Below are 21,453 nucleotides of genomic sequence, written 5' to 3'. Positions count from 1 at the left end.
TGAACTCCCACACCGGGATCCCACGATGCCGCCCCAGCTTGCGCTTCGACAACTGCCAAGGCGCGGACCATCGGCTCCAGAGCGCCTTTGTCATGCGCTCAGGAGGCAGCTGGCTGTTCTCTTCGATAAAGGAAGGTGTCGGCGCTCTACGGACGGCGTCGACCGCGTTTCAGAGCCGCCCACCCTCGGCGGTAGAGATCATTGAGACTGAACCACACGAGGATCACGCCCAATCGCAGAAACCTGCGCCAGCGCGGTGCCTGTAATGGCGTAGGAAGATCGGTCGGCACTTGGGAGTATCTCTGTACCGCACTCCGCGTGCCCTCCGCCCGTAGGGCGAGGTCTACGTGCCGGGCGCGGGCTGGATTACGTTCGATTCAACCAACTGCAGCATGGGCGGTGCGAACCTGATCCCGGTCGCCGTCGCCCGCGACATCCGACAGGCCATGCCGGTGGCCGGCAGCTTTCTTGGTGCAATGAATCAAATCGGCTTTAGACCGATCAGCTTTCGCCCAATATTGTAAAGAAGATTACTGTCTTCGTGCGCACATCTTAAGGAATTAACTAATTCCTGTTTATCTCTCTGGCCTAGCTTGGAAGCTTAATTGGCGGAGCCTATAGATTTAACGTCTCATTTGCTGAAAATTTCCTTCAATTCAGACCCCCACTTTACATCTTTCCCCCTATTCAAATTACAATCCAGGTCCTCTTTAACTGCCTTCCAGTTTGCAGACATTTGATCCTCCCGCGACCTGGTTTGGGTAGAGTACAGTATATGACCCTTTCCAATTCCGTCGAGCCTAGCATTACAGTTGCGTTTTTGTGCGTGCTGGCTGACGGCTGGCCCGGCTTGGCGTCCGGCGCTGCCGCCGCCGTTTGGCGTCTGACGCGCGCTGTTTGAGATGTGCCTGGCGGGCGGCCGCCTGATGCGCCCGTCGCCAGAGCGACCAGGCGATGACGTGAGCGGGTTGAATGCGCCGCTGTGCCATCCGCACCGCGATGCGGCGGATCTCCTGGACCGACCAGCGGATCAGCGGGCGCGCGGTCTCGGCCGGGCTCGGCTTTTTGGGGGCGGCGCGTTGGCGTGATGGCGGATCACCGTCAGCAGGGCGAAGGCCATCATCACCAGGCTGACGTGCCGATGCCAGCCGTGCCAAGAGCGGGTCTCATTGTGTGTCAGCCCGAGGTCGGTCTTGGCCGTCTCGAACGCGTCCTCGATGCTCCAACGCCGTCCCTCGACGCTGACCAGGATCTGGATCGGCGTGCCGGCCGGGCACCAGGTCGTGAAGTAGGCCCGCTCGCCATCGCTCAGGCTGCGGCGGATCAGGAGCCCCCGCGTCCACAGGCCGGTCTGGTCGTAGGCGGCACCAGCGAGGTCGGCCAGTTCGCAGTAGGCCCAGTCGTACAGCCGCGCGCCCTTCGTCCCGTCGCCCGCCGACAGGCGCGTCCAGGCCGACGGAGCAAGGCCATCCGCGATCGTCTCGGCGGTGCCGGCCACCAGCGGCTTGCCGGCCCAGGAGTTGAACGCGTGATCGCTCTTCNCCCCGAGCACGTANCCCTTGCCCGCCCGCCGCAGGGCCATCTCGATCTCGCCGACCCCGTAGACGGTGTCGGCCGCTACCCAGGAAAACGGCACGCCGGCAGCCCTCGCCCGCTCGATCATCGCCAGAGCCAATCCCGGCTTGGTCGCGAAGGTCGTCCCCTTCGGCACGTGGGCGGCGGCCAGCCGGGCTGGATCCGAGGTCCAGGTCTGGGGTAGGTACAAGGCTCGATCGATGAAGGCATGACCGTGCCGTGAGACATAGGCCGCGAACACGCCGATCTGACAGTTCGTGATCTTGCCGGCCGAGCCGGTGTACTGGCGATGCACGCCGCACGAGGCCTTGCCCTGCTTCAGGAAGCCGGTCTCGTCGAGAACCAGAACCGCGTCCGGGTCGGCCAGCGTCTCCAGAGCATAGTCACGCACCACGTCGCGCAGAGCGTCGGCGTCCCAACGTCCGCGCCCAAGCACCGCCTGCTGGCGCCAGGGCCCGGGATCGCCCGCGGCTTCCGCCCGCATCCAACCCGTCTTGCGCCGCTCTGCACCGAGCAGTCCATCCAAGAACGCTCCGGCCGAGGCGGCGACCCGGCGCTGGGTGAACAGAGGCCGCATGCGCCCCTTCACCTCCCGGAGCGACGAGGCCCACAACTCCAGCGTCGCCTTGACCGAAGTCTCCGACGTCCATGATGCGCGAATCATGGCGACGCAAAGAGTCAGAACCTCGCCGAAAACGCAACTGTAATGCTAGGGTCAAAACTCAATCAGCGCAGCAAGCCGGCTATCAGGGGCAGCGCCGTGGCGGTCGGTCAGGCAGCGTCGGGCTGCGTGATGTGCAGGTAGGTCGGGTCGAACTCGCCGGCGGCCGACAATCCTGCCCAATCGTCCACCGTCAGCCGCCCGCCGCTCAATGTGATCAGTCCTTCGCCCCTCAGTTCCTGGAGCGTCCGGTTGACGTGCACCGTCGAGATCCCAAGCGCGTCACCAAGCTCGGCCTGGGTCATCGGCAAGTCGCAGGTTCCGTCCTGCACCAGCCCGACCGCCTCCAGGCGCATGTACAACTCGCACAGGAGGTGGGACAGACGGGCATAGGCATCGCGCCGCCCGATGTTGAGCCATCCATTCGCGGACGATGGCTGCATCGATCAGCGTCGAACGCCAGCACGCCTCCACGAGCCTGGGACGATCACGCCCAAGGGACCGTAGGGCGGCGTGCTGGATGAAGCCGACCCGGCATGGCGTCACCGTGGCGATGCTGTTGTCGAGCACCCTCAGGTGCAGGCTCTGGAGATCTGGGAGGTCGCCGGGCACATGGACGGCCATGATCTGGCGCTTGCCGTCCAGCGTCTCTTTGTAGGAGCAGCAGAAGCCCTCCAGAAGCGTGAAGCAGCGCGAGGGCGGGTCACGCTCGCGCACGACGTCCTGGTGGGCTGCGAGGCAACCGACCTGCATCGGGACGGCGGCGAGGGCGGCCCTCTCGTCCTGCGAAAGGGGGAAGAGGGCGATGCTCTCCACCTTGCGAATGAATGGATGGGCTTTGGGCTGAGCGGATGCGACCATAGTTCGTCTCCCGCCATTGCGAGAGCACCTTGTCTCCCAACCACCAGCGTACGGGGCTGAATGCTGATGATGGGCGACGATAGCACGGCGACGGGCTGAGGTTGAGGCCGGAGCGCCCTCCCGCACCACCATGACCGTAAGGCCAAGCTGATAGGTTTTGACCCTAAGCCAGTGATCGAGTTCCCTCCGGCGGCGTGCCCCTGCCTCTGTCCCGCGCCTGTTCTGTCCCGCATGGAGGCTGTCGAACGTCGGGACGCGGAGCCTGCTGCGATCAACCCCAACTCGAGGAGGCGCTGCGCGCGACAAGGACCGTCCCGCGCGCAGCGCGCTGCTGCTCAATGGCTGGTCGTAAAGTATCGACCGGCTCAAAGTGATTTGTCTAGAAATCAACTATTTTCCAGCCACTTAGACCTGTTAAGTTTGCGTGTAAGGAAATTAAATGCGGAGCCGGCTGCTTCTTGCCTGGCTGTCATGTCAGCGGCGCTCGCATAAGGGTGGCGTATGAAACCAAAGCTCCTCAGCGTACGCGCCGAAGCGTGCATGCCCAGGGCACCTGACAATTCTCACAAGTGATCCACATCAAGCGCGGGGCCTGTGGCCGCGCCGGAGAATACCATGAAGACGCTGATCGCTGCCTCGTCAGCCCTGATGTTGCGGAGTGCCGCTCCGTCCCGTGCCATGAGCTGCTGCGGCAGCGGCAAGGGCAAAGGTGCGACGATGTGCGGTAAGGACGGCATGACGGGCATGAAGGGCAAAGAGGGCAGCCGCTGCTGTGAGGGTATGAGCAGCACCATGAGCCACCGCAGCTGAACCGCGTGATCGCTCGGGCGGAACGGAACCTGGTCATGCCGAAGCCGTTCGGCAGCATGCCCTGAGGCGCGAGGTTCGCGGTTGATCCACTTTCCACTGATACTCGGCTTTGTCGCGGGGTGCGCGTCCACCTACGCGTTTGTTCCGCAGGTCGTGAAGATCTGGCGAGAGCGGGATTGCGTCGCGATCTCGCTGAAGATGTACGTCCTGCGGCTGGCCGGCTTCGTGCTCTGGCTCGCTTACGGAGTCGCACTCGGAAGCGTTCCCCTCGTTGTGTTCAACCTGCTCAACCTCCTGCTCGGCGGCGCCATACTGGTCTTCAAGCTTCAGGCACTGGGACTTTGTCCAGACCCGAAAGGCCGGTTCTGCGCAGAACGGAGCGCAGGATGACAGAGGGTTGGGCGATAGGCCTGCTCGGCATAGTCGCGGGCCTATGCACGACGGGGAGCTTCGTCCCCCAGGTTGTGAAGGCGTGGCGGGACGGCGAGACGAGTGCGATCTCGACGCGAATGTACGTCATCATCTCGGTCGCGTTCGTCTTATGGCTCGGGTACGGCTTGGTGATCGGAAGCTGGCCCATAATCATTTTCAACGTACTGAACCTGGGGCTCAGTGGGGTGATCCTGTTCCTGAAACTTAGAGCGGCCTCGCCACGGCGAAGAGGAGCCTAGCCTTCACTTTGGCGGTGACCGATAACGTGGTCGGGGCATCGCGGGACTGCGCATCTACTCGCACCTGTCTTCTTGGGTATACCGAAGAGAGACGGCGGCGTGAGACGCCGAATGTGGCTCGGTGCCGAACACGTGCCAGCCCCGCACCAGCCCCACGCCGCCATCATCTAAACCCGAGTGAGACACGCCACCTGCGCTCTGTCGCGACTCGTCCGGCCTGCTTCAACCTTCCAGAAATTGTAGCAGATTGTCGAGCGTCTGCGCGGTGCCAACATGCACATTGAACTTAATGAACTGCTCAAAATGCTCGGCCGAAGGACTGATAATCTCGACCATCAGCCGACTACCGTCGCCGCGACCATCGATCTGCACGCGGCCGGTCGCGCCCATGGCATCGAACACGAGAAGATGCGGAGGCGCGATCTCCTGGTAAGTGCCGGTAAACGGCATGTGTGGGTGGCTGGGCGCGATGAAGGTGAAGCTGCCGCCGACGCGCAAGTCGACCTCGCAGGTGCTCAGGCGCTCGCCGCCAGCGTCCCACCATTCGGTGAGTTGGGCGGGATCGGTCCAGGCGTCGAACACCCGCTGGGGCGTCGCGGCGAGGTCGCGCACGAAGCGCAGCGTGTTTGCTGCGCGGTCGATCTCGAAGCCGGAGGGCAGCGCGGTGGCGGAAACGGGCATGATCATGGCTCCCCGGATTGCTTGCGAGCGAGGTGGCGTTCGAGGTTGTCGAGGCGCCGTTCCCATTGCTCGCGGAATGGCGCGATCCATTCATCGACAAGCTGGAGCGTGGCGAGCCGCAGGCGCCGCGGGCGGCGCTGGGCATCGCGGCCCTGCTCGATCAAGCCGGCGGCTTCGAGCACCTTGAGATGCTTGGAGACGGTCGGCTGAGTGAGCTTGAAGGGCATCATCAGTTCGGAGACGCTGGCCTCACCCTTCGCCAGCTGCGCCAGGATCGCGCGGCGGGTCGGATCGGCCAGCGCAGCGAACGCACGATTGAGAAACTGCGGATCTTCCATAGCCATATGACTATATGCTGATATGGCTATAGAATGTCAACTCTTTGATCGTTGTGGTACGGCGGTACAGCGTTCGGCCGCGGGACGTCGTGTAAGCAGATCGACCGATTCCTCGCGGCCACGATAGCTGCGTCCGCTGACGCCCTTGACGCGAGAGCCCCGCGAGCCGGCTGATGGCACGGAACCGTGTCAGGAAATCAAATGTCGGGAAAACCCTCGCAACCGGACATTGCCGACATCCACCGCGAGGGGCCGCTGAGGGTCAGGAGCAGCCGGCTGCGATCGCAGCGAATCGGGCTGAAGCCTGGGACGGGCATCGGGGCTCGATACCGCTCGGCATCATCGCTCCGATACTTGCTGTCGCTGTGACTTTTGAATTGCGGATTGTTGACAACACCCTTGTCGATGGCACCACTAATTGGCTTGCTGCTCTTCTCCGCGCGCGACCTTATGGCGGCAGGCGTGACCAAGCTCACGACGCATACGCCAGGGCCAAGGTCTGCCACGGTGGCACGCGGGCCCGTCATCGATTGGCCCATCGCGGGCTGCGAAGAAAACGGCGCTCAGCCTTGAGTTCGATGGCGGTGCCGAGCGTATGTGTCCAACACCCAATCCAACGCTGGACGCGCGCTCCAACGCGCGAAGGCGCGCTCCATCTCCGGCGCGAGGCGCACTTGCCGGTAGAGTGGGAGGGCATCTGGACGCGCTAAGGGTGCCAGGATGCTGGCCGCCGTGATCGCGGTGCGGCCAAAGCCGCCACCGAGCGGTCCGCCCTCTGCCACCAGCGTGTCAACCCATTCGAGTTCAGCGTCGATCCGATGCTCAAGTTCGGGCAGCCGTTCCGGCCGTATAGCCATGTGAGACGCCATTGCACGACGAATCATCGGCCAGCCCACATGCCCTAGAAACGTCTGAACGGACGGCACGCCGTGCAGGAGAACCTCGCGCACGCCGGAGTGTGAATCGTGCAGTGTCCCTGCGTAGAAGTATTCACGGATGAGTGGGCCGATCACGGCCTCGAAACGATGCTCCAGCGCCGCGTCCCCGCCACCGAGCCCGGCCCAGGTCAGGATGGGACCACTCCCCTGAACAACGCTTTCGCCGCTGACGAGGATCGGGAGACACGTCTCCTTGGCTATGCGGCGGGCGAGCGGCACGTGCAGAGCGGGCGCCCACGCTTGTTCCTCGTATTGGAAGCCTTTGTGATCAAGCCCCCAGCGTGCCCGTTCGCAGTAATGCGAAATTTTCATCACATAGAGGCGCACTTCCCACCCTCGTGATGACGACGCTGCCGGGGCGTGGAGCATGGACCCGCTTCAGACCTGGCGGATGTGTGAAAACGCACACCTCAGAAGGGCGCGTTCCACTGCGCTGCAATCGGCACGACGGTTCCTCCGAACGGCTGCCCTGCTCAGGGCTGGAAGCCCCTGTCGGCACCGCTGGTCGGGTGAGGCGAGCAGCTGAGCAGCCTCCCACCTGCAAGACTCATTGGTGGCCCAGAGTTCCGAAGTGCCGGATGATCCGGGATCCGCTTGATCAAGCGGATCCCGGATCACAAGCCTGCGCGGCGCCTGAGCGAAGCCGACATCCGCATTGCGAAGCAATCAACCGGATGTCGGATGAGTGCCCCGGCATTTTGCATGCGGTAAAGACGGCCAACGCGCTGGACCACACGGCTCCTGCGAGGATCACGCGATCTGGGCTGCGCGACGCCGAGGAATGGCTGAGGTGCGCCACCTCCCCACCTTCGATCGATGCCGCCGCAATGGCTGCTCGACACTCGACAGCGTTGGGGTGGACGCCCCCTGACGGCATCGATGTGCCAGAGTGGAGGTGTTGCAACACCACTGCAGGAGGCGTCCATGGGTGAGGTTAGCACAGTCGGGATCGATCTGGCCAAATCGGTGTTCCAAGTTCACGGCTCGGATCCGAGTGGCACAGTCGTGTTTCGCAAGAAGCTTCGGCGTGCTCAGGTGCTGGCGTTCTTCTCGACCCTTCCGCGCTGCGTGGTCGCGATGGAGGCATGCGCCAGTGCTCACTACTGGGCCCGGGAGATCGCCTTGGCAGGTCACGACACGCGGCTCATCCCGCCGGCTTACGTGAAGCCGTTCGTGAAGCGGCAGAAGAACGACATGGCCGACGCGGAGGCGATCTGCGAGGCGGCACAGCGGCCAACAATGCGGTTCGTCCAGGGCAAGACCGCGCAGGCTCAGGCCTGCGCGGTCGTGTTTCGTACGCGCGACCTGCTCGTGCGTCAGCGGACCCAGTTGATCAACGCCCTGCGCGGGCACCTCACCGAGTTCGGGTACGTCGTTCGCCAGGGTGTCGGGCACGTTGGCCAGCTCGTCGCGATCATCCGCGACCAGACATCCGACGTGCCGGCCCAGGCACGGCCGGTCCTGGCCGTCATCGCGGACACCCTGCAGGCGCTGCAGGCGCAGATCGCGCTTCTGGACCGCGAGATCGCCCAGCGTGCGAAGGACGATGCCGTGGCCAAGCGGCTGATGACGATACCGGGTGTCGGCCCGGTGATCGCGGCCGCACTGGTGGCGCTGGCACCGGCTGCCAGTACCTTCCGCCGCGGGCGTAACTTTGCGGCCTGGCTCGGCCTCATCCCGCGGCAGCACTCCAGCGGCGGCAAGGAGCGGCTGGGGCGAACGACCAAGATGGGCGAGCGCAGCTTGCGACGGTTGCTGATCCTGGGCGCGAGCTCTGCGACCAAGGTCGCGGCGCGCGATCCCGACAAAGCTGGGGCATGGTTGGCCGGCATGCTGTCGCGCAAGCCGCGCATGCTGGTCACCGTCGCCCTGGCGAACAAGATGGCAAGGATCGTCTGGGCCTTGATGGCCCACGGCGGCTGCTACAGAGCTCCGGCCACGGCGTGACCGCCACGGCCTGAGGCGTCAGCGAGGCAGGGAAGGTCAGGCGAGAGGTATGGCGCAACGGTCAGAAGACGGGGTCGGGAAAACCAGTGAATGGCCAAGCGCCTTGAGCGCGCGAGGGACTGTCAGGAATTTCGTGTGGGGCGGCCATAGTGAACCCGAAGGAGGTTCCCGATGGCACGACGCAAAGCGCCCCGCATCCCTGATGCGATCTTGGACCAGTTGCTGGCCGGCGCCGATCCCAAGACGGCGTTCGAAGCCGACGGCCTGCTGGACGAGCTGAAGAAGGCCCTGGCTGAGCGCGCGCTCAACGCCGAGATGGACCATCATCTGGCGGCTGAGGAGGCTGGCAACAGCCGCAACGGCTACGGCCGCAAGACCGTGACCACCGAGACCGGCCGGATCGAGCTGTCGATCCCCCGGGACCGGCAGGCGACGTTCGATCCGCAGCTGATCGCCCGCTATCAGCGCCGCTTCCCCGGCTTCGACGACAAGATCGTGTCGATGTACGCCCGCGGCATGAGCACCCGGGAGATCGTCGGGCACCTGCGCGAGCTCTACGGGATCGAGGTCTCGCCCGACCTGATCAGCGCGGTGACCGACGCGGTGCTGGAGGAGGTCGCCGCCTGGCAGGCCCGGCCGCTGGAGCCGGTCTACCCGATCGTGTTCTTCGACGCCCTGCGGATCAAGGTGCGCGACGAGGGCCTCGTCCGGAACAAAGCCGTCCACATCGCGCTCGGCGTGCGCGGAGACGGATCCAAGGAGATCCTCGGGCTGTGGCTGGAGCAGAACGAGGGCGCCAAGTTCTGGTTGCGGGTCATGAACGAGCTCAGGAACCGCGGCGTCGAGGACGTGCTCTTGGCCGTGGTCGATGGCTTGAAGGGCTTCCCCGACGCGATCCGGGCGGTGTTCCCCGAGGCGCTGGTCCAGACCTGCATCGTCCACCTGCTGCGTCACAGCCTCGACTTCGTCTCCTACAAGGACCGTAAGCTCGTGGCGGCCGCGCTGAAGGACATCTACCGCGCACTCGATGCTGCCGCTGGCGAGGCGGCCTTGGCTGCCTTCGAAGCGGGCGAGTGGGGCCAGAAGTACCCGGCCATCGCCCAGAGCTGGCGGCGGACCTGGAGCGAGGTGGTGCCGTTCTACGCGTTCCCCGGCGAGGTCCGGCGGATCCTCTACACGACGAACGCCATCGAGGCCCTGAATGCCACGCTGCGCCGGGCCGTGCGCGCCCGGGGCCACTTCCCGACCGACGAGGCCGCGCTGAAGCTCCTCTACCTGGTCTTGAACCGCTCCGAGAGGGCATGGAAGATGGGCCCACGTGAGTGGGTCATGGCCAAGGCACAGTTCGCCGTCATCTTCGGCGAGCGCTTCACCCGGGCCATGGCGGCCTGACGGTCAACCCGCCGCCCTCACACGAAATTCCTGACAGTCCCGCGCGCGACAGCGATTTGGATCCGATCCGCGATCTCCATACAGGCCAGCAGCCGCGATGATGGCTGCATCAACAGGCCGGACACACGGCAGCACCTGAACCTGCGCGCACAAATCTCTCAAACACCCACTTGAATCCGATGGGGCGTCCACACACGGGCGCGTCTGCATCCGCGCCTGGTAGTGCTCCTCGAGCGGCTTCACGCCGGCCAGAATGATCAGCACGATCAGCGTCGTGGCGATCGACGCCACGTAGAGCCCGCCGCCGACCGCCAGCCCCACGGCGGCCACGGCCCACAGGCTCGCTGCAGTTGTCAGGCCCCGCACGACCTCGCCGCGCAGCAGGATGGTGCCAGCGCCCAGGAACCCGATCCCGGAGACCACTTGGGCGGCGACGCGCGAGGGATCGAGGACAACGTTCTGCTGGCCCAAGATGTCGGCGAAGCCGAAGGCCGACACGATCATGGTCAGGCAGGCACCGACGCACACCAGCATGTGCGTGCGCAGGCCGGCCGCCCAGAGCAGGCGCTCCCGCTCCAGCCCGACCAAGCTCCCGAGCAGGGCCGAGAGGGCGAGCCGGGCGATGATCTCGACATTGCTCAACACGTCCCATCCTCCTGCGGGCCACCCTGCCTCACGGCAGGAACACTGGCCTCCAACCCAAGCATCGCTCCCCGAATGATCGCTGGCGCGAACCCGATGGAGCATGGGAAATTAGCCGGCTTTCGTGTCGATGCCCATGGCAGCGTCAACGAGAAGGCCGATGGGGCGGATGACAGAATGCTAGGCTGGTTTCGGGCGCTGATGCCCAAGGAGGATCGCTTCTTCGACCTGTTCGAGCGCCATTCGCACCTGCTCGTTGCAGGCGCGGAGGCGCTCCAGGAACTGCTTGAGGGTGGCGAGGCAGTGCCGCAACATTGCCAAGTCATTGCCGAGCGCGAGCATGACGCCGACACCATCTCCCGCGAGGTGCTGCAGGCGGTGCGGCGCAGCTTCATCACCCCGTTCGACCGCAGCGACATCAAGGACCTGATCCAGTCGATGGACGACGCCATCGACCAGATGAACCGCACCGCCAAGGCGATCGCACTGTTCGAGTTGCGCGACTTCGACCCGATCATGCGCGAGTTGGGCGGCACGGTCCTGGAAGCCGCCAAGCTCACCGCCGAGGCCGTGTCGCTGCTCAGCAACGTCAATACGCACGCGACCCGCCTCTCGGCCCTGGCCGAGCAGATGGTGCGGATCGAGGGTCGCTCCGACGCGCTGCACGAGCAGGGCCTCAAGTCCCTCTACCGCGCGCACGCGCGGACCGATCCCATGGCCTACATCGTCGGCAGCGAGATCCTGGGCCACCTGGAGGACGCGGTCGACCGCTTCGAGGACGTCGCCAACGAGATCAGCGGCATCGTGATCGAGAACGTGTAGGGCGGCGATGACCGACGCCCTCGCGCTGCCGGCGCTCACCGGCCTCATCGCCGTCGCGCTCCTGTTCGACTTCCTCAACGGCCTGCACGACGCGGCCAACTCGATCGCCACCATCGTCTCGACCCGGGTGCTGCGGCCGCATTATGCCGTGGTCTGGGCGGCCTTCTTCAACTTCATCGCCTTCCTGTTCTTCGGCCTGCACGTCGCCCAGACGCTCGGCACCGGCATCGTGGAGGCGAGCCTGGTCGATGCCCGCGTGATCTTCGGCGCGCTCGTGGGGGCCATCGCCTGGAACGTGCTGACCTGGGTGCTCGGCATCCCGTCGAGCAGCTCGCACGCGCTCGTGGGAGGGCTCGTCGGGGCGGGGATCGCCAAGGCGGGCTGGCAGGCGGTGGTCTGGGGCGGGCTCGGCAAGACCGCGGCGGCCATCGTGCTCTCGCCCCTGCTCGGGTTCCTGCTCGCGCTCCTGCTGGTGCTGATCGTCTCGTGGGGGTTCGTGCGCTCGACGCCCTTCGCGGTCGACCGCACCTTCCGCCACCTGCAATTCGTCTCGGCCTCGCTCTACTCCCTCGGCCACGGCGGCAACGACGCGCAGAAGACGATGGGGATCATCGCGGTGCTGCTCTACAGCCAGGGGCACCTCGGGAGCGCGTTCTTCGTGCCGCTCTGGGTGGTTTTGTCCTGCCAGGCGGCGATGGCGGCCGGCACGCTGCTGGGCGGCTGGCGGATCGTGCGCACGATGGGCTCGCGCATCACGCGGCTCACGCCGATGCAGGGCTTCTGCGCCGAGACGGGCGGGGCGCTGACGCTGTTCGGGGCGACGTGGCTCGGGATCCCGGTCTCGACCACGCACACGATCACCGGGGCGATCATCGGGGTGGGCGCGGCACGCCGCACTTCTGCGGTGCGTTGGGGTGTTGCGAGCAACATCGTGGTGGCCTGGGTGCTCACCCTGCCCGCGGCGGCGCTGATCGGCGCGGGGGCCTACGGGCTCACGGCCCTGCTGTCCTGAGTATCGCTGTGCCGAAACCGAAGAAGCCCCGGGCCGGGCCGCTGGCGAAGAAGGCGGCTCGGCCCAAAGCAAAGAGGAAGCCCGCACCGTTGAAGCCGCTGCAGCAAGTGGCGGCCCTGCCGGTGCGCCGGGCCGAGGACGGCAGCCTGGAGGTGCTGCTGGTGACCTCGCGCGAGACGCGTCGCTGGATCGCGCCGAAAGGCTGGCCGATGAAGGGCCGCAAGCCTCACCGGGCCGCGGCCATCGAGGCGCGGGAGGAGGCCGGCGTCACCGGCCAGATCAGCAAGACGCCGGCCGGCCACTACACCTACGACAAGCGGCTGCCGGACGGCAGTGCCGTCCCTTGCCGAGTGGCGGTCTACGTGCTGACCGTCACAGGGGAGCTGCCCAGCTGGCGCGAGCAGGGCCAGCGCGACGTGCAGTGGGTCAGCAGCGAGGCTGCGGCCGTCCTGGTCCGGGAGCCCGAATTGGCCGCGCTGATTCGCGACCTCGCCCATCCGGCGGACGTGGCGGATGTGGCCGCTCCCAGGGGGTGAGGTCAGCGCTGCCCGGTGCTCGTCCCGGTGCATCTCCTCGGCCGTGACGCGGGCGGGTGCAGATCCTGACCTGACGCACCTCCTGCTGCTCACCACGTGCCGCCTCACCGGCCACCTCGGACACCGGCAGGCACTCTCTGCCTCTCGATGGAGGACCGACTGGCGGGCCCGCCGATCTTCCTGCTGCCGCTGATCCTGCTCATCCCGCCGGCCCTCGGCTGCCGGGGCCGGATACGAGGGCAGCTGCTCCGCGCGTGATCGCTCAGTCGGACACCTCTCCGCCCTCGGTGATGTCCATCTCCATGAGCCCGTCCGCGCCCAGTTCGAAAGCCGCATCCGCCTTGTCGAGGGTGCGGACGTCGAGGACCTCGAACCGTGTTGCGATCCCGTTCGGGCGTGCCGCTCGGATCTCGAGTGGGATGCCCCAGCCTCGCGACCAGCAGACGTGCCGGTTAGAGCGCTCGTCGCCAACCGTCAGTTCGAACCAGTCGCAGGCGTGCTGCGGCGCGGCTTGCTCCTCCCCCAGCAGCTTCCGGAGCGTGAAGCCGCCTTTCGGGACGTCGATGACGTGTGCGAGCCCTCTCCAGTCGACGAACCTCCCGATGCGATAGAGCGAGGTGCGGTCGGCCTTGATGATCACCCCCCTCTGTCGGTCGGCCATGCGGAACTCGTAGTCGCCCCCGCCACCTCGTTCCTCCACGACGACAGCGAGCCGTCCGTCCGTCACGCGCCGAAGCCGCCGACGGCCTTCGCGCCAGACCTCCAGGGCGTGCGCGTTGCCGTGATCGTCAAGGTAGCGTGCCTTGAAGTAGACGCGGTCTGGGGCCTGATCGGTCGGGAAGGCCACGTCCCAGGTCAGCCCTGAGGTCTCAGACCGCCCCATGGAGGCGTTGCCCGACAAAGCCAGCATGCCGGCAACGGCGATCCCCAGCCGCCTCATTGCCGAACTGCCTTCGCCTTATCGAAATACGTGTAGCTCTTTCCGTCATGCGTGAGCGTCTTAGTCTCAAGATAGAAGGTGTAGGAGCTGCGACTCTCGTCGATGTCGCGGCCAGTTGGATCCGTGGGCAGCTCGATCTTGAGGTCCGTGGCCGGTCGCTTGGGCTGGTAGGTCCGCGAGACCACGCGGAAAGCGCTCATCGGAGGGCCGTTCCTGAGCGCTTCGAGCAAGGGACGTCCGTCGGCGTGCGGAAGCCGAAGCCCGAGGATCGAGGCGACCGTGGGCGCAACGTCGACATTGCCCGTAGGCAGCGTGGCCTTCAGTCCCTCCCGGAAGTCCGGGCCGAAGGCGATCAGGGTATTATGGACGTCGACGGGGCTGAAGCTGCCGTGCATGCCCCGATAAGGGTTGTTGAGCAGGATGCCAGAGTATTCGGTTCCGCGCACTCCGCGAACGACGGCATTTTCATCGTAGTCGAAGCTTACGATGATGTCGGGATTACGCCCTGCCGCGTTCTCGATATGCACGAACCTCATCGGCATGGTGCCGGGGATCTCTCCATATCGACCGTCTATGAAAATGGCGCCGACGGCGTCGAGAGATTGCAGGAACCGAACCGTTCTGGTCACGGTTTCAGCATCATGGTCAGGAATGTACAAATAGTCGCTGCCACCATTCACCGCGATTACGACGGACCTAGGGGGCACTTGCTCTGGCAGTTTATGGGATGGGGTATTGTATTTCTGCCCAGCCTTTCCACAAATCCTACCGTCCCCATCGATGAGGGTTTTGTAGACTGGCGTGCCGTCGGCCTTGATGCCCGTCGAGACCGGCAAGTAGCTGCAGCCGATGCCGTCGAACACCGTGAAGCCCTCGCGGCGCATGAGGTCGGCGAGGCGGATCAGGCCGGAGACCGAGTAGCCATCCGGATCGACGGCTCCAACCTCGCCGTCGACGATCGACCGAAGCGGAAAGAGCGCACTTGAGCCCGCGACGTTGCTGTGGGCGTGATCCGACACGATGATCAGGTCGGTCGAGCCGTCGATCTGCAACTCGCGCAGCTTCGCACGCAGCTGGCCCAGCATTCGATCATTGGACCTCAGGCCGTCCCGAGCGTTCACGCTCCCTACCCCAAAGGTATGCTGACTCGTATCCGGGTCACGTATCCAGAGCACGCTCAGTGCCGGGTTCTTCTTTGGCAGAATGTAGTTCACGTAAGCATCAAACATATACTGCAGAGCTACCTTGTAGAGGCTGCCCGATGTATCTGATGCGTCGAAGGTCACGCCGTCCTTGAGGCGCTTCGGTGCCTTGAACGCCGTGGGATTGCCGTTGTCCGGTGCGAGCGTGATCTCCCCGGGAGCATACGCGTTCGGCGTGGTGGCGGGCAGCGGAATGCCCGCGGACTGCAGTTCCTTGGCGAGGCCGAGTGGTAGGACGACCTTCTCGTCCAGCACCATACCACCACGCCGGTAGTCCTGAATGAAGGCTGCCCCCGTCTTTCCGACGGCCACGGTGGCTAAGCCGGCTTTCTGCGCCTCCTCGAAGAGAGTCTCGACCATGAACAGGTCGTTCTTCAGGAATTTTGTCAGGTCAGAAAGAACGGCGTAATCTTCTGAAAATACTGGTTGTCTGAAGTCAACTGCGGATCCCGCGGAGTCTTTACCCTCTGCGCCCGGTTGCCATAGTGTATTTCCATAATACCCTGTTGTGCCACCGAAGCCTCCAGTAGCAAAGCTGGCGGCGTTCATCATCGTGAAGGTTGGATACGTCGAGTGATTGTCCGTGAAATCTACACCCTCCTGGCGCAGCGAGTAGAGGTTGGGCGTATCTTCCTGCGTGATCACATCGGGTCGCAAGCCATCCCAGACGAAGATGATGACTTTGCGTTCAGCGGGTTGAGCAACGGCCGCCGGGCCGGGCACGAGGTGAAGCAGGGCCGCGGCGCTCACCGCGCGCAGGAAGCGCGGTACGAGCCGCTTGGCGTTTGCCCGACGAGACATGATCTCCCTCCCGATAGCGACCGCTCTGAAGGCAGCCTGCCCGGCACTGTAGCCAAGCTCGCGGCCATCTTCCAACCGGCCTCTCCGACGCCGCAAGTGATGCTGCATCGGCGGGCAGTTTCGCGGCGACACTGGCTGAGGGCGTGCGAGGCGCCCGCCATGGGGGACGTAATCTGAAGAGGCCGCGGTCGCTTCGGGTACGGGGGCAATGATCTGCTTCGGTTTCGCGGTAACCGTCTCGTCGGCAGCCTGATGTTGACCCGCTCTCGTGGCTCTCCCGCATTTTGATATTGGTGGCGAATTCGGCTCGGCACAGTCAGGCTGCAAGCGAGTGCAGCTGTGCAAAGGATGAGTTTCGTGTTCGAGCCTTTGGTTCGTCCGCGAGCCATCGCAGTAGTCGCACCAGGTTCATTGCCGCTGCCGTCATCAAATGAGCCAGGTGCGTCTTTGCGTGTCCGAAGTAGGGCGTTCGCCGCAGCCGAGATGACCGCACTCCTTGTGCAATCGTGCCCTCGACGCCGGCTCGTCGGGCGTACTCGGCTGCGAAGTCGGCGGTCTTCTCCCGCTCCCGCCTGACCCGCAACGCCTCATGTTGGGCTTCGGGGCGGATCGTGATCGCCCGGCGGGCCGAGCGCGAGCGTGTGCAGTCCGGCCGCAGCGAGCAGTCCCGGCAATCGCGGACCGCGAACTTGATCTTGATCACCGGTGTCGTGCCGTGGACGAGCGTGGGCGTCCAGCTCTGGCTTTCCTTCCCGCCCGGACACGTTGCCCGCCGCCGAGCGAAGTCAATGGCAAAGTCCCGTGCGGCGAACCCGGCACCGGCCTGGGCCTGCCACTGCCGATCACCCCGCGTTGGGCCGACCAGATCGATCCCGTGGCGCGCCTGGGCGTCAACGAACAGCGCCGCGTTCACGAAGCCGGTGTCGGCGATGTGGATCTTGGGCAGCAGATCCCGTGCAGCGAGCGCCGCGTGGATGGTCGAGGTCGTCGCGTCGTCCGAGACCGCGGCGGTCGTCGTCTCGACGTGGGTGACCAGGTTCGGCGCGTCATCGTCGCACGTCTCGGTCAGATGCACTTTGTCGCCGCTCCACACCGTCGTGCCCTTGCTCGCGTAGCGCGCCTCAACGTCATACGGCGAGCCGATGTATCGACCCGATGGTGGCAGCTGATCGTTCGTCCGCCACGCGACACGGGTGCCCTCCGGCCCGTCCTCGCGGAGGAAGTTCTGCACCCAGACCCGTCGCAGGGTCTCGAGGGCCGCGGCGTCACGCAGGACGGGTGGGGCGAGAGCCAGCAAGGTGAACCCATCGATTCCGGTCTGCACCGCCCACGCCTGCCGTCCTGCCTGGCTCTTGGGAAGCCGGAACTCGCTCGCTCGGAGCCCGTAGCGTTCGACCCAGGTCGGGGTCGTGCACGTGCGGAGCCAGTCGGGCGCGATCGTCGCCAGTTCGTTCAGCGCGTGGCGCAGTGTTTCCCCGACAACTTCGAGCCGGCTGAGGGTCCGCATCGCTCCAAGGACGTGCGTGGAGTCACTGCGCTGACGTCCACCGCCTTTCAGGAGTCCGCGCACTCGTGCCAGTGCGAGCGTCGCGTCGAAGAGCCGGCTTTCGGCCCCATGCGCGAGAAGGCGCGTGCGGAACTCGCTCAAGACGGTGTGGTCGAAACCGGCGTCAGCCAGTTCCAGGCACAGGAGGTATTTCCTGTACCTGACGACGAGCCGTGCTTCAGTGCGGCTTGGGCGTCCGGCGATCTGAGGTATTTCCGGTCCGACGCAGGCGTAGCTCAGCAACGCCTGTGCCGCGATCGCCGATTGGCACGATCCCGGATGCCCTGTCGCGTTCCTCCGAACAGTCGCTGGGGCTCCGCTCGCGCGGACGCCCGCGTACAGGACAGGATCTGCCCATGCTCAGTCCCGGACTGGTGGCCGGCATCGATGCCGGCAAGCACTTCCTCGATCTCGGCTTCCATCCTGCCGGCAAGCCGATGCGCTGCGACAACAATCCGGCCGGCATCAAGCGCCTGATCGCGGCCTTGCGGCAACGAGGCGTCATTCGCGTCGCCCTGGAGGCGATCGGTCCTTACGCTCAGCCTCTCGTGCATGCCCTCGTTGCCGCCGGCTTCACGGTGGCGCTGATTGATCCGCGACGGGTCAAGGCCTTCCGCACTGCCGAGGGGCTGATCGCCAAGACCGACCGGCTGGACGCGGCGCTGATCGCCCGCTTTGCTCATCGCATGAGCGAGTCTCTGCGCCCGGTTCCCACGGCCGACCAGGTGACCCTCAAGGCTCTGTCGACGCGCCGGCGCCAGCTCACCGAGCTGATCGCCATGGAGAAGACCCGGCTGGCCCAGGCCCTCGATCCGATGATCGTCGACAGCCACCGGGCCGTCCTCCAGGCCCTGACGCGGACTTGTGCCGAGGTTGAAGCCGAGCTCGACCGGCGCATCGCTGCCGACCCGGCCTTGGCCCGTAAGCGCATCATCCTCACCTCGATCCCGGGGATCGGCCGGCGCATCGCCGGCGTGCTGATCACCGATATGCCCGAGCTTGGACGGCTCGACCGCAAGGCCGCCGCGAGCCTGGCTGGCATGGCTCCTCATCCCAGCCAGAGCGGGGCCCATCCCGGCCGCCATGCCATCGCTGGCGGCCGGCCGTGCCTGCGGACTGCCTTCTACATGGCCGGCATGGTCGCCGCACGCGCCTGTCCCGCTTTCCGAAAACCCTATCGCGCCATGAGAGACGCCGGCAAACCGGCCAAGCTCGCCATCGTGGCCACAGGGCGACGCGTCGTGACCCTGGCGAATGCTCTCCTCCGCGCCAACAAAACTTTCGACCAGAGCGACCTGGTGACTTGTCAGGCGACGTCCGGGACGGCTCCCCTGGCGACAACGGGGCAACACCAGCATGCGCTGGCGTGATCGCTGGCTTGATCGGAGGGTCGATGCCTCGCATCGACCCTCCGCCTCATGACCGTTCGCCGGCGGGGGCGGGTCAAGGCCTTGTCGCGCAACGCGCGATGGCGCGGAGCGCCAGCCTTGACGCGCACACGACGGTGAACAACCCGACGCTGGAGCGCCTCTCGGGCGGGGCCAGCCATCCTGTTTCTAAGAGGTCAAACCGTCGTATCGCCTCCCAGGGCTTGACCCGCGATACAGTCGCCAGTCGATCCGCGTGCGGACTGCGTCGGCGGCTTGCCGATCGGTCAGCCCTTCCATGAACTGCAGCAGGGTCGCCAGGGCGAGCCGGACCGGCGCCTCTGCGGGTCGTCCCCGCGCCGGGAACAGGTCGGCGAAGTCGTGATCCTCCATGACCCGATGCAGGTCGTCGGAGAGGCGCATGACCGGATTGCCGCTCGGAAAGATCGCCCGCGCCACCTGCGCGGTCTGATCAGGCACGACATACGTCCGTCTCACGTCGAGCGACATGCCCCCCTCCTGATTGGCGTGGGGCCACATCGTCGCTCAACGCGCCGCGCGGATCGTCCTCTCATCGCAGGAGCCGCGCCGAATTCGCCACCAATATCAAAGTGCGGGAGAGCCACCCAAACGGGCGAGCATGTCTCGTTAAGGCCGAATATTGTGTTATGAGACAGCTCGGAAGCAGCCATCCAAGACACCTAAGCTAATCGCGTGCATCGGGCTTACGAGACCGGCGCGGCCCACCTTCTCGCGATGAGGGTTAGGCGGCCTCAACCGGCAGCCCAGCGGCCTTCCATTCCGGGAACCCATCCTCCAGACGGTGCACCGTGTAGCCGCGCGCCCGCAAAGCGGCAACCGCCTCGAACGACAGGACACAGTACGGGCCCCGGCAGTAGGCGATCACCTCTCGATCCGGCGGCAACTCGCCAAGTCGCTGCTCCAGCTCCGACCAGGGAATGTTGAGTGCGGTCGGCACATGCCCAAGCCGGAACTCGCTTTCCGGCCGTACGTCCAGCACCGTGACCAGCCCGCCTCGTAGGCGTTCGATCAGCTCGGCCCGAGAGACAGGCTCCAGTGCATCGCGCGCCCGGAAGTAGGCAGTCATCACCCGCTCGATCTCAGCCATGGTGCGCTCACCCACTTGGCCGAGAGCCTTCAGCAGCGCGATCACCTCACCGTCTCCGGCAAGCCGGTAGAGCACCCGCTTGCCGTCGCGCCGGGTTGCGACCAGCGAGGCCCGCCGCAGGATCTGCAGGTGGCGTGAAGCATTGGCGAATGTCAGCGATGCCCGCGCGGCCAGCTCCTCCACGCTGCGCTCGCCCTGGCCCAAGTGCTCCAGCAACTCCAGCCGGTGCGCGTGACCGAGCGCCTGCGCAATCTCGGCCAAGCTCGCGAAGATGGCCTGTTTCGGTCCCACGCTTGACACAACATCACCTCTCACTCAAACATTCAGGAAAGTGATTGATTGTATCTGGTTCACTCCAGGGTGGTGTGCAAGCCTATGAGGATGCGACGGATTTGGCGAGCCTTCGCAGGCGAGCCACCTCGGCGCCAGCCGAAAGCGAGCGGGCGCGTCAGCATCATGAAGGCGGCTGGCGAGGAAGCTTGTATGTCCGACAAGCCCACCGTCGCGATGTTGCACGCAAGCAATGCCGTGACACTGGCGCAGATCGATGCTGCCGTATTCGCCTACCTGGGTGATCTCAAGCCTAGTCTAAGAACGATTGCTGAGGGTGTGGCGCTCGACGTCGGTGCTGCGGTTGAGAGAGACGTGCTCAGTAAGTTTAAGGTGAATTACGAGAAGTCCACTGATGCCATTCGCGTGATCGCAGTCCGAACAGCGATCCTCATGGCAAGGCCAGCGGAATAGGCTCTCCTGCTACAGAGGCCGCTCAGTGCACGACGCAGTCAGAATGCTGCACACCCCCGCCGCCAAAGGTGAGACGTTCATGCCTGCGGCCAGCCGCGAGGAGCCGCCGTTGCCGCGCTACTTCTTTGATGTCATCGGGCGTGACGGCGCCACACATGACGATCTTGGACAGACGTTCTCCTGCGCGGAGGACGCGCGCCGGGCAGCTCTGCGCCTCCTGCCCGAGGTCGCAGCCCTCGAGCGGGCCTTTGCTGGCATCGACCTGTACTCGCTTCAGGTGAGCATCCGCGACGAAAGCGGCCGGGTCGTCTATGCAGCCACGCTTGGGATCACGGGCGGCTGGATAGCGTAGGGAGCCTGATCAAGCAGCAGCACAGAGTTGTGCAGCATAATGTGTCTAGGGAGGGTGCGATGATTAGGGATCGAGCTGAGGAGCAGAGCGGCATTCTGGCCGGGAACGTGACCAGCACGGACACGGCAGCAGTCATCGTCGCCGCGTACGTGTCGAACAACAGCGTGCCTTTAGGCGAGCTGCCGGCGCTGATCCAGAGCGTCCATGCAGCCCTGGAAGGCCTCGGCAAGCCAACTGAGCCGGAGCCGGTGAGGTTGGTACCACCAGTGCCGATCAAGAAGACGATCACGCCCGACGCGATCATCAGCCTTGAGGACGGCAAGCCCTATAAGTCGCTGAAGCGGCACCTGTCCGGGCGCGGGCTCACCCCCGAGCAGTACCGGGAGAAGTGGGGTCTGCCGCCGGACTACCCGATGGTCGCGGCGAGCTACGCCGCCCAGCGCTCCGAGATTGCAAAGGGTTTCGGCCTCGGCGGTAACTCGCGCA

The 21,453-nt window shown here is 65.3% G+C and carries 22 protein-coding genes and 3 pseudogenes; 13 read left to right on the top strand and 12 right to left on the bottom strand.

From position 1 onward, the window contains the following. Window positions 1-338: 338 nt before the first annotated feature. Window positions 339-524, top strand: a pseudogene (locus tag MET2598_RS43140) (hypothetical protein); the annotation flags it as partial. Between the two features lie 506 nt (window positions 525-1,030). Here MET2598_RS43140 and MET2598_RS0130070 read toward each other — a convergent pair. The 3 genes from MET2598_RS0130070 to MET2598_RS43620 all read right to left on the bottom strand — a co-directional run bounded on the left by MET2598_RS0130070 (window position 1,031) and on the right by MET2598_RS43620 (window position 2,989). Beyond that, entirely contained in the window at window positions 1,031-2,239 is a 1,209-nt protein-coding gene (locus MET2598_RS0130070) for an IS701-like element ISMtsp19 family transposase (RefSeq protein ID WP_036270590.1), read from the bottom strand. Window positions 2,240-2,346: 107 nt separating this feature from the next. Further along, window positions 2,347-2,592: a Crp/Fnr family transcriptional regulator gene (locus tag MET2598_RS43625; protein ID WP_330218359.1), complete on the bottom strand. Its 246-nt coding sequence runs from the start codon at window positions 2,590-2,592 to the stop codon at window positions 2,347-2,349. Continuing rightward, window positions 2,519-2,989: a Crp/Fnr family transcriptional regulator gene (locus tag MET2598_RS43620; RefSeq protein ID WP_330218368.1), complete on the bottom strand. Its 471-nt coding sequence runs from the start codon at window positions 2,987-2,989 to the stop codon at window positions 2,519-2,521. Before MET2598_RS43620 ends, MET2598_RS43625 begins: the two co-directional genes overlap by 74 nt. A gap of 723 nt (window positions 2,990-3,712) precedes the next feature. On the opposite strand from MET2598_RS43620, the gene MET2598_RS40015 reads away from it, so the two are divergent. The 3 genes from MET2598_RS40015 (at window position 3,713) to MET2598_RS0130050 (ending at window position 4,578) form a co-directional block, all read left to right on the top strand. Next, window positions 3,713-3,907 carry a hypothetical protein gene (locus tag MET2598_RS40015; protein WP_084673955.1) on the top strand — a complete coding sequence of 65 codons (195 nt, stop codon included), beginning with the start codon at window positions 3,713-3,715 and terminating at the stop codon, window positions 3,905-3,907. A gap of 81 nt (window positions 3,908-3,988) precedes the next feature. Continuing rightward, window positions 3,989-4,297: a SemiSWEET family sugar transporter gene (locus tag MET2598_RS0130055; protein ID WP_018263379.1), complete on the top strand. Its 309-nt coding sequence runs from the start codon at window positions 3,989-3,991 to the stop codon at window positions 4,295-4,297. Further along, complete coding sequence (locus MET2598_RS0130050; RefSeq protein WP_018263378.1) at window positions 4,294-4,578, top strand: SemiSWEET family sugar transporter; 285 nt, start codon at window positions 4,294-4,296, stop codon at window positions 4,576-4,578. Before MET2598_RS0130055 ends, MET2598_RS0130050 begins: the two co-directional genes overlap by 4 nt. Window positions 4,579-4,800: 222 nt before the next feature. Here MET2598_RS0130050 and MET2598_RS38295 read toward each other — a convergent pair whose 3' ends face one another. The 3 genes from MET2598_RS38295 to MET2598_RS0130035 all read right to left on the bottom strand — a co-directional run bounded on the left by MET2598_RS38295 (window position 4,801) and on the right by MET2598_RS0130035 (window position 6,862). Next, window positions 4,801-5,259 carry an SRPBCC family protein gene (locus MET2598_RS38295; RefSeq protein WP_051086539.1) on the bottom strand — a complete coding sequence of 153 codons (459 nt, stop codon included), beginning with the start codon at window positions 5,257-5,259 and terminating at the stop codon, window positions 4,801-4,803. Between the two features lie 2 nt (window positions 5,260-5,261). After that, window positions 5,262-5,597 carry an ArsR/SmtB family transcription factor gene (locus MET2598_RS0130040; RefSeq protein WP_018263376.1) on the bottom strand — a complete coding sequence of 112 codons (336 nt, stop codon included), beginning with the start codon at window positions 5,595-5,597 and terminating at the stop codon, window positions 5,262-5,264. A gap of 563 nt (window positions 5,598-6,160) precedes the next feature. Next, entirely contained in the window at window positions 6,161-6,862 is a 702-nt protein-coding gene (locus tag MET2598_RS0130035) for a glutathione S-transferase N-terminal domain-containing protein (protein WP_157182283.1), read from the bottom strand. Window positions 6,863-7,459: 597 nt separating this feature from the next. Between MET2598_RS0130035 and MET2598_RS0130030 the strand changes: the two genes are divergently transcribed. Beyond that, window positions 7,460-8,482, top strand: coding sequence for an IS110-like element ISMtsp17 family transposase (locus tag MET2598_RS0130030; RefSeq protein ID WP_018263374.1), 1,023 nt, complete (start codon window positions 7,460-7,462; stop codon window positions 8,480-8,482). Window positions 8,483-8,653: 171 nt separating this feature from the next. Further along, window positions 8,654-9,874 carry an IS256 family transposase gene (locus tag MET2598_RS0130025; protein ID WP_026191014.1) on the top strand — a complete coding sequence of 407 codons (1,221 nt, stop codon included), beginning with the start codon at window positions 8,654-8,656 and terminating at the stop codon, window positions 9,872-9,874. Between the two features lie 3 nt (window positions 9,875-9,877). Here the strand turns inward: MET2598_RS0130025 and MET2598_RS37595 are convergent, their stop codons facing one another. Next, complete coding sequence (locus tag MET2598_RS37595; RefSeq protein WP_018263372.1) at window positions 9,878-10,519, bottom strand: MgtC/SapB family protein; 642 nt, start codon at window positions 10,517-10,519, stop codon at window positions 9,878-9,880. 174 nt (window positions 10,520-10,693) lie between these two features. Here MET2598_RS37595 and MET2598_RS0130015 point away from each other — a divergent pair, with 174 nt between their 5' ends. The 3 genes from MET2598_RS0130015 (at window position 10,694) to MET2598_RS0130005 (ending at window position 12,886) form a co-directional block, all read left to right on the top strand. Beyond that, the gene (locus tag MET2598_RS0130015) at window positions 10,694-11,338 is read left to right on the top strand and encodes a DUF47 domain-containing protein (RefSeq protein ID WP_026191013.1); all 645 of its coding nucleotides are present in this window, start codon (window positions 10,694-10,696) and stop codon (window positions 11,336-11,338) included. Window positions 11,339-11,345: 7 nt separating this feature from the next. Beyond that, complete coding sequence (locus MET2598_RS0130010) at window positions 11,346-12,350, top strand: inorganic phosphate transporter (RefSeq protein WP_018263370.1); 1,005 nt, start codon at window positions 11,346-11,348, stop codon at window positions 12,348-12,350. A gap of 89 nt (window positions 12,351-12,439) precedes the next feature. After that, window positions 12,440-12,886, top strand: a complete 447-nt coding sequence (locus MET2598_RS0130005; protein WP_018263369.1) for an NUDIX hydrolase — start codon at window positions 12,440-12,442, stop codon at window positions 12,884-12,886. Between the two features lie 262 nt (window positions 12,887-13,148). Here MET2598_RS0130005 and MET2598_RS0129995 read toward each other — a convergent pair whose 3' ends face one another. The 3 genes and pseudogenes from MET2598_RS0129995 to MET2598_RS0129985 all read right to left on the bottom strand — a co-directional run. Continuing rightward, on the bottom strand, window positions 13,149-13,826 hold the full coding sequence (locus MET2598_RS0129995) for a hypothetical protein (protein ID WP_018263367.1): 678 nt from the start codon (window positions 13,824-13,826) through the stop codon (window positions 13,149-13,151). Further along, window positions 13,823-15,904 (bottom strand): alkaline phosphatase family protein, encoded by a 2,082-nt coding sequence (locus MET2598_RS0129990; RefSeq protein WP_198293038.1) that lies wholly within the window; start codon window positions 15,902-15,904, stop codon window positions 13,823-13,825. The genes MET2598_RS0129995 and MET2598_RS0129990 overlap by 4 nt, the downstream gene beginning before the upstream one ends. Window positions 15,905-16,145: 241 nt before the next feature. Then, window positions 16,146-17,528 (bottom strand): annotated as a pseudogene (locus MET2598_RS0129985) (IS1182 family transposase); the annotation flags it as partial. Between the two features lie 203 nt (window positions 17,529-17,731). Here MET2598_RS0129985 and MET2598_RS0129980 point away from each other — a divergent pair. Next, window positions 17,732-18,745 carry an IS110-like element ISMtsp9 family transposase gene (locus MET2598_RS0129980; protein WP_018263363.1) on the top strand — a complete coding sequence of 338 codons (1,014 nt, stop codon included), beginning with the start codon at window positions 17,732-17,734 and terminating at the stop codon, window positions 18,743-18,745. Between the two features lie 237 nt (window positions 18,746-18,982). Here MET2598_RS0129980 and MET2598_RS0129975 read toward each other — a convergent pair. Together MET2598_RS0129975 and MET2598_RS0129970 are read right to left on the bottom strand one after the other, a co-directional pair. Beyond that, window positions 18,983-19,252 (bottom strand): annotated as a pseudogene (locus MET2598_RS0129975) (transposase); the annotation flags it as partial. Between the two features lie 253 nt (window positions 19,253-19,505). Beyond that, on the bottom strand, window positions 19,506-20,171 hold the full coding sequence (locus tag MET2598_RS0129970; RefSeq protein WP_018263361.1) for an ArsR/SmtB family transcription factor: 666 nt from the start codon (window positions 20,169-20,171) through the stop codon (window positions 19,506-19,508). Window positions 20,172-20,354: 183 nt separating this feature from the next. Between MET2598_RS0129970 and MET2598_RS0129965 the strand changes: the two genes are divergently transcribed. From MET2598_RS0129965 to MET2598_RS37590, 3 genes are all read left to right on the top strand, one after another. Further along, window positions 20,355-20,615 carry a hypothetical protein gene (locus tag MET2598_RS0129965; RefSeq protein WP_018263360.1) on the top strand — a complete coding sequence of 87 codons (261 nt, stop codon included), beginning with the start codon at window positions 20,355-20,357 and terminating at the stop codon, window positions 20,613-20,615. 43 nt (window positions 20,616-20,658) lie between these two features. Beyond that, window positions 20,659-20,967, top strand: a complete 309-nt coding sequence (locus tag MET2598_RS0129960; protein WP_018263359.1) for a DUF6894 family protein — start codon at window positions 20,659-20,661, stop codon at window positions 20,965-20,967. Between the two features lie 59 nt (window positions 20,968-21,026). After that, window positions 21,027-21,453 (top strand): MucR family transcriptional regulator (locus tag MET2598_RS37590; RefSeq protein WP_018263358.1); only part of this gene is annotated, 427 nt, incomplete at its 3' end.

Origin of the sequence: Methylobacterium sp. WSM2598 (assembly GCF_000379105.1) — a bacterium.
Taxonomy (GTDB): domain Bacteria; phylum Pseudomonadota; class Alphaproteobacteria; order Rhizobiales; family Beijerinckiaceae; genus Methylobacterium.
The sequence above is the reverse complement of the archived record's forward strand: the minus strand, read 5'-3'. Positions and strand labels throughout refer to the sequence as shown.

Excerpts from the sequence above, each read along its gene's own strand:
- MET2598_RS43625 (WP_330218359.1), bottom strand. The coding sequence starts at position 2,592 with ATGCGCCTGGAGGCGGTCGGGCTGGTGCAGGACGGAACCTGCGACTTG.
- MET2598_RS43620 (WP_330218368.1), bottom strand. The coding sequence starts at position 2,989 with ATGCAGGTCGGTTGCCTCGCAGCCCACCAGGACGTCGTGCGCGAGCGT.
- MET2598_RS40015 (WP_084673955.1), top strand. The coding sequence starts at position 3,713 with ATGAAGACGCTGATCGCTGCCTCGTCAGCCCTGATGTTGCGGAGTGCC.
- MET2598_RS0130050 (WP_018263378.1), top strand. The coding sequence starts at position 4,294 with ATGACAGAGGGTTGGGCGATAGGCCTGCTCGGCATAGTCGCGGGCCTA.
- MET2598_RS38295 (WP_051086539.1), bottom strand. The coding sequence starts at position 5,259 with ATGCCCGTTTCCGCCACCGCGCTGCCCTCCGGCTTCGAGATCGACCGC.
- MET2598_RS0130040 (WP_018263376.1), bottom strand. The coding sequence starts at position 5,597 with ATGGAAGATCCGCAGTTTCTCAATCGTGCGTTCGCTGCGCTGGCCGAT.
- MET2598_RS0130030 (WP_018263374.1), top strand. The coding sequence starts at position 7,460 with ATGGGTGAGGTTAGCACAGTCGGGATCGATCTGGCCAAATCGGTGTTC.
- MET2598_RS0130025 (WP_026191014.1), top strand. The coding sequence starts at position 8,654 with ATGGCACGACGCAAAGCGCCCCGCATCCCTGATGCGATCTTGGACCAG.
- MET2598_RS0130015 (WP_026191013.1), top strand. The coding sequence starts at position 10,694 with ATGCTAGGCTGGTTTCGGGCGCTGATGCCCAAGGAGGATCGCTTCTTC.
- MET2598_RS0130010 (WP_018263370.1), top strand. The coding sequence starts at position 11,346 with ATGACCGACGCCCTCGCGCTGCCGGCGCTCACCGGCCTCATCGCCGTC.
- MET2598_RS0129995 (WP_018263367.1), bottom strand. The coding sequence starts at position 13,826 with ATGAGGCGGCTGGGGATCGCCGTTGCCGGCATGCTGGCTTTGTCGGGC.
- MET2598_RS0129980 (WP_018263363.1), top strand. The coding sequence starts at position 17,732 with ATGCTCAGTCCCGGACTGGTGGCCGGCATCGATGCCGGCAAGCACTTC.
- MET2598_RS0129965 (WP_018263360.1), top strand. The coding sequence starts at position 20,355 with ATGTCCGACAAGCCCACCGTCGCGATGTTGCACGCAAGCAATGCCGTG.
- MET2598_RS0129960 (WP_018263359.1), top strand. The coding sequence starts at position 20,659 with ATGCTGCACACCCCCGCCGCCAAAGGTGAGACGTTCATGCCTGCGGCC.